The organism is Streptomyces sp. NTH33, assembly GCF_003236365.1.
Classification (GTDB): domain Bacteria; phylum Actinomycetota; class Actinomycetes; order Streptomycetales; family Streptomycetaceae; genus Streptomyces.
In genome coordinates this window covers 1-6,093 of record NZ_POTZ01000415.1, presented here as the reverse complement: position 1 = coordinate 6,093, position 6,093 = coordinate 1, and the positions used below count along the sequence as shown (strand labels likewise).

The window sequence follows — 6,093 nt, the reverse complement described above, 5'->3', positions numbered from 1 at the left end:
GTTGAGGAGCGTGAGGGAGGCTATGAGGCCGGTGAGGGCCGCGAGTATGCTCAGCCGTCGACGCGCGTAGAACTTCGGCATGCGAACTCCCTTGTGGGGTGGGGGTGTTGGATGCGGGCGTGGGTATGCTCGCGACGCCGCGTTGCGGGGAGGCGTACGTCCGGTGAGACGCTAGTGACGTGCGCATGACATGACAAGATTCAGGGATGAACTTCCGGTCGCGTACGATGGACGGCGCGGAAGGGGAGTAGCCCTTCGCCGGACCGTCGACATACTGCTCAGCCCGCCTGAGCCGGCGCCCGGAGGCGGACCCTCGTCGTGGACGGGGTCGGCCGGCGAGACCTTCGGCAAGCAGTGCACGCCCGTGCCGTACGGCACGGGTGGACAACCGTGCGCTGCCCTGCCGAGACGTCTCATCGCTCAACTCGCAGCACTCTCGGCGGGGCGGCCCCGACCGATTGAGGAACAGTGATCAGTCTCAGCGTCCTGGCGCTCACCTTCGGCGTCGTCTTCCTCGCCGAACTGCCGGACAAGACGGCACTCGCGGGGCTCGTCCTCGGCACCCGCTACCGCGCCTCGTACGTCTTCGCCGGCGTCGCCGCCGCGTTCCTGCTGCACGTCACGCTGGCCGTGGCGGCCGGCAGCGTCCTGACGCTCCTGCCGCAGCGGATCGTGCAGGCCCTGACGGGAGTGCTGTTCCTCGGTGGCGCGGCCATGCTGCTGCTGAAGAAGGACGACGGCGAGGAGGAGATCCGCCGGCCCGAGGACCAGTCCTTCTGGAGGGTCGCGGGGACCGGCTTCATGCTCATCCTGGTCGCCGAGTTCGGCGACCTCACCCAGATCATGACGGCCAACCTCGCCGCCCGCTACGACAACCCCCTCTCGGTCGGCCTGGGTGCGGTGCTGGCCCTCTGGTCGGTCGCGGGTCTGGGCATCGTGGGCGGCAAGGCCCTGATGAGGCGGGTCCCGCTCGGCCTGATCACCAAGATCGCGGCCCTGCTGATGCTGGGGCTCGGCGCGTGGAGCCTGTGGGAGGCGGTGGCGTAGGCGCGGCCGCCCGGGCGGCTCGGCGGGAGGCGGGGGAGCCCCACCCGGCTGTCTTGGCCCGGCGGGCCGCCGGGCCACCGGGCCGTCTGCCCGGCCGGCCGCCCGGTCGCACCGTCGGCTCCCGGCGTCCGTCCTTGCTGCCGGGGTGGTCGGCCAAGTGAAGGGTTCGGGCCGGCTCCGGCCGGTGTCTCCCCTGGTCGTCCGCTCCGGCAGTGGCCCGAAACCTCCCCTTGCCGGCCCGGACGCCGACGGCCGGGAGGCGAACTCCGCGTGAACGGGAGGCGCAGGCGGTGGCGGGTTCCCGCATTGTTTTGTACCGTAGAGAAACAAAGTGGCTCCCGCCCGTTCCCCCTGACCAGCGGGCGGGGCCGCCTTGTTCCTCCGCCGTGCCTTGGAGCTGCCGATGACGGCCACCGCCGTGTTCACCGCCCGCGCCCTCCTGCTGGACATGGACGGCACCCTCGTCCATTCGGACGCCGTCGTCGAGCGGGTCTGGCGGCGCTGGGCCGACCGGCACGGGCTGGACGGCGACGAGGTGATGAAGGTCGTCCACGGGCGCCAGGGACACGCCTCGATGGCGCTGCTGCTGCCGAACCGGTCCAGGGAGCAGAACCTCGCCGAGAACGCGCGGATGCTCGCCGAGGAGACCTCGGACATGGACGGCGTGGTTCCCGTACCAGGGGCGCCGGAGTTCCTCGCCGGGCTGCGCGGGCTCCCGCACGCGCTCGTGACCTCGGCCGACGCGGCTCTGTCCACGGCCCGGATGGCCGCCGCCGGCCTGCCCCTGCCCGATGTCCGCATCACCGCCGAGTCCGTCGGGGCGAGCAAGCCCGACCCCGAGGGCTTCCTGAAGGGCGCCGCCGAACTCGGTGTCGCGCCCGCCGACTGCGTGGTGTTCGAGGACTCCGGCGCGGGGATCGTGGCGGGACGCGCCGCGGGGATGCGGGTGATCGGCGTCGGCCCGCGTGCCGGGTTCCACCAGCCGGACGCGGTGGTCCGGGACCTGACCCGGGTGCGGGTCCGGGCCGCGGGCGACGGGACGATCCGCCTGCACGTCGGATAGCGGCGGCCGGCGCCCCGCTCAGGGTGCCCTCGTCTCCGACTCCAGGCTCGCCCTCGTCGCCGGGCCGTACACCCCGGACTCGTCCGCGCTGATGCCGCGGGCCCACTGGTAGGTGCGTACCGCTTTCTCGACCCGGCCGCTGTAGAAGCCGTCCGCCCTGCCGTTGTAGAGGTACAACTGGCGCAGTCTCTGCTGGAGTTCGGTCACCTCGGGGCCCTGGTCGCCGTGGCGCAGCACGGGGCCGGGATCCGGGGGCGCGGGGGCGTCGAGGGTCGTCGCGGACTGGGCCGGCCCGGACTGCTCCGACCCGGACTGCTCCGACCCGGCACCCGGAACGGTCCCGGCCTGCGAGGCGGACGCCGACGGCGCTGCCTGCGACGCCGCGTCCGAGGCCGACGACGAGGGGGACGGCGAGGCGCTCTCGCCGGCGGACGGCGACCCGCTCGCCGACGCCGACGCGGAGGCCGACGGTGCCGACGACGCCCCGGAGGCCGTCGGCGAGGGCGCCGCGGACGTGTCCGCCGACGCCTCCGGCACACCCTCCCGCACAGAGCGCGACGCGCGGTCCCGCTCCGGGGAGTCGTAGGAGAGCAGCGCACCGGTGAACCCGGCCGCCGCCACGATCGCGACCGCGGCCGCGGACCCGGCGAGCACGATCGTGGTGCGGCGCCGGCCGCCGCGGCGGGCGGGCTGCGGCCCCTCGGCATCGGTACCGGCACCGGCACCGGCATCGGCGGCCGGCTCGCCGGTCGTGGACTCGAACAGGGTGAGGTCGGACGCGTTCGGCCCGCCCCGCTGCGGTGCCAGCGGAGTGGGCAGCCCGGCCCCACCGGCCCGCGGCGGCGCCGTCGAGTCCGCGGGTACGGCCCGCAACGGTGCCGTCGAGTCCGCGGACACGGCCCGCAACGGCATCGTGGCGTCCGCGGGCAGGGCCCGCAGCGGCATGGTGGCGTCCACGGGGGCGGGGCCCTCCGGCTCCCCCCGGGGCCGCGCCTGCGCGCTCTCCTCGCCCTCGGTGCCCCCGGCACCCTGTTCCGCCTCCTCGATCTCCACGTACGGCCGTATCCGCAGTGGATCGAAGTCCTCGGCCGCCGCCGCCTCCGCCGTCCGCGCGTCACGCAGCGCGTCGGACACCCGGCTCCCGCAGGCGCACGACGGGGCGTTGTCCGTGCCCCGGGGCGCCCCGCACTCCGGGCAGACGTGCCCCCTACGCTCTTCCACGCGTCGGTCCCCTCCCTCGCGAACTCCAAGGATTATGCAGATCTTTTACACGTGATCTCCCCGAAGCCCCCCGGAATGGCGGCGTCCGGCAGGACTCAACGGGCCATAACGGGTCACACCCATGACGATGGAAACTGTCACGAGAGCCTCGGGAGGTCTGCATGGCCGGGGATGCGCACGGCAGGAGCGGGACGACCGGCGAGGTGCGGGAACCGGAGCCGTCGTCCGTGCCGCCGCCCTCGCTCGGCGGTCCCGCCGCCGGGTCCGGGCCCGTGCCCGGCAACGTCCTCGTCCCGATCGGCGCGCTGCTCCTCGGACTGCTGCTGGCCGCGCTCGACCAGACCATCGTCTCCACCGCGCTGCCCACCATCGTCAGTGACCTCGGCGGGCTCGACCACCTGTCCTGGGTGGTCACGGCGTACCTGCTGGCGTCGACCGCCGCGACCCCGCTGTGGGGCAAACTCGGCGACCAGTACGGACGCAAGAAGCTCTTCCAGACCGCGATCGTGATCTTCCTGATCGGTTCGGCGCTGTGCGGCATGGCGCGGAACATGCCCGAGCTGATCGCGTTCCGGGCGCTGCAGGGCCTGGGCGGCGGCGGGCTGATGGTGCTGTCCATGGCGATCGTCGGCGATGTCGTCCCGCCCCGCGAACGCGGCCGCTACCAGGGCCTGTTCGGTGCGGTGTTCGGCACGACCAGCGTCCTCGGGCCGCTGCTCGGCGGCGTGTTCACCCAGCATCTGAGCTGGCGCTGGGTGTTCTACGTCAACCTGCCCGTCGGCGTCGTCGCCCTCGCCGTGATCGCGGCCGCCCTGCACATCCCGCACCGGGCGCAGCGGCACGTCATCGACTACCTCGGCACCTTCCTCATCGCCTCGGTCGCCACCTGCCTGGTGCTGGTCGCCTCCCTCGGCGGCACCACCTGGGGCTGGGGCTCGCCACAGATCATCGGCCTGGTGGCGCTGGGCGCCGTCCTCGCGGTCGCCTTCGTGGCCGTGGAGCGGAGGGCGGCCGAGCCGGTGCTGCCGCTGAAGCTGTTCGGCATCCGCACCTTCTCCCTCTCCGCGGTCATCAGCTTCATCGTCGGCTTCGCCATGTTCGGCGCGATGACCTACCTGCCGACCTTCCTGCAGGTCGTGCGGGGCGTCTCCCCGACGCTGTCCGGTGTCTACATGCTGCCGATGGTGGCCGGTATGCTGCTGGCCTCCACCGGCTCCGGGCAGATCGTCAGCCGCACCGGCCGCTGGAAGGTGTTCCCCGTCCTGGGCACCGCCGTCACCACCATCGGCCTGCTCCTGCTGCACCGGCTCGACGAGCACAGCTCCACGGCCCGGATGGGCGGCTCCTTCTTCGTCTTCGGGCTGGGCCTCGGCCTGGTCATGCAGGTCCTCGTCCTCATCGTGCAGAACGCCGTCGGCTACGAGGACCTGGGCGTCGCCACCTCCGGCGCCACCTTCTTCCGCTCCATCGGCGCCTCCTTCGGCGTGGCCATCTTCGGTACGGTCTTCGCGGGCCGCCTCGGGGACACGCTGGCCGCCGCCTTCCAGGGCGTCCGTCTGCCGCCGGGGGTCTCGGCGGACGCGCTGAAGGCCGACCCGCGGGGCATCGCCGCCCTGCCGCCCGCGCTGCGCCCGGCGGCCCTGCACGCGTACGCCTCCGCCATCACCGACGTCTTCCTCTACGCCGCTCCGGTCGCCCTGCTCGGCTTCGTCCTGGCCTGGTTCCTGAAGGAGGACCGGCTGCGCGGCTCGGTCACGGCCCCCGACGGTACGGAGACCTACGGGACCAACCCGGTCGAGCGGTCCTCGTACGACGAGGTGTGCCGGGCGCTGTCCCTGCTGGGCACGCGCGAGGGGCGGCGCGAGATCTACCGGGAGATCACCGCGCGGGCGGGCTGCGACCTCCGGCCCGCGGCGAGCTGGCTGCTGCTGCGGATCAAGAAGTACGGCCGGGTGGAGCCGGCCGCGCTGACCGAGCGCAGCTCCGTCCCGCTGCACGTGATCATCGAGGCCGTCCGCCAGGTCGAGGAGCGGCACCTCGCCGAGCGCCGGGGCCCGGACCTCGTACTGACCGAGGCGGGCCGCGAGGCCGCCGAGCGGCTCGCGCACGCCCGGGAGGAGTCGCTGGCGGAGCTGCTGGGCGACTGGTGGGGCCCCGGCCGGCCGACCGACCTGGTGCAGCTGGTGAAGGAGCTGACCGGGGAGCTGTGCGGCTCCGAGAAGGAACGTCCGCACGACGACCGGCCGGTGATCCGGCCGGCCTGACCGGCCTTCAGGTGAGGGACTTGCCGAACCAGTGCTCGGCGTACGGGTCGTCGTTGTGCGGCTCGGTCTCCGCATAGCCCAGCCGCGCGTACAGGGCACGGGCCTCCACGAGGTCGCCGCGGGTGTCCAGGACCATCCGCCGGGCGCCGAGCGCGCGGGCCGCGTCCTCGGCGGCGGCGACCAGCAGCGCGGCGCCGCCCCTGCCGCGCGCCTCCTCGCGCAGGAACACCCGGGTGAGCTCGGCGGTGGCGGCGTCCAGCAGCCGTACGCCCGCGGTGCCGGCCGGGGTGCCGTCGTAGCGGGCGAGCAGCAACTGCCCTGCGGGCGGGGTGAGTTCGGCGCCCGTGTGCGCGGCGATCTCCCGTTCCAGCTCGCCGGGGTCGGTGCGGTGCCCCTCGTGCAGCAGGTACCAGCGGTCGCTGACCTCCGTGTAGTACGCCCGCCAGAGCGCGGTGGCGGCGGGGGAGTCGTACGGCCCCGGGGCCACGGTCCAGGGGG

Annotated in this window: 5 protein-coding genes; 3 read left to right on the top strand and 2 right to left on the bottom strand. The window is 73.8% G+C overall.

Annotated elements, in window-relative coordinates:
- Nucleotides 1–468 precede the first annotated feature (468 nt).
- Nucleotides 469–1,047 (top strand): TMEM165/GDT1 family protein, encoded by a 579-nt coding sequence (locus C1I97_RS29085; RefSeq protein ID WP_111006101.1) that lies wholly within the window; start codon nucleotides 469–471, stop codon nucleotides 1,045–1,047.
- Nucleotides 1,048–1,450: 403 nt separating this feature from the next.
- Nucleotides 1,451–2,110: an HAD family hydrolase gene (locus C1I97_RS29080; RefSeq protein WP_111006100.1), complete on the top strand. Its 660-nt coding sequence runs from the start codon at nucleotides 1,451–1,453 to the stop codon at nucleotides 2,108–2,110.
- Nucleotides 2,111–2,128: 18 nt separating this feature from the next.
- Here C1I97_RS29080 and C1I97_RS29075 read toward each other — a convergent pair whose 3' ends face one another.
- Nucleotides 2,129–3,331: a peptidoglycan-binding domain-containing protein gene (locus C1I97_RS29075; protein WP_111006099.1), complete on the bottom strand. Its 1,203-nt coding sequence runs from the start codon at nucleotides 3,329–3,331 to the stop codon at nucleotides 2,129–2,131.
- 161 nt (nucleotides 3,332–3,492) lie between these two features.
- Here C1I97_RS29075 and C1I97_RS29070 point away from each other — a divergent pair, with 161 nt between their 5' ends.
- The gene (locus C1I97_RS29070; RefSeq protein WP_111006098.1) at nucleotides 3,493–5,595 is read left to right on the top strand and encodes an MDR family MFS transporter; all 2,103 of its coding nucleotides are present in this window, start codon (nucleotides 3,493–3,495) and stop codon (nucleotides 5,593–5,595) included.
- A gap of 7 nt (nucleotides 5,596–5,602) precedes the next feature.
- Here C1I97_RS29070 and C1I97_RS29065 read toward each other — a convergent pair.
- The coding region (locus tag C1I97_RS29065; RefSeq protein ID WP_258382787.1) for a GNAT family N-acetyltransferase at nucleotides 5,603–6,093 on the bottom strand (491 nt) is incomplete at its 5' end.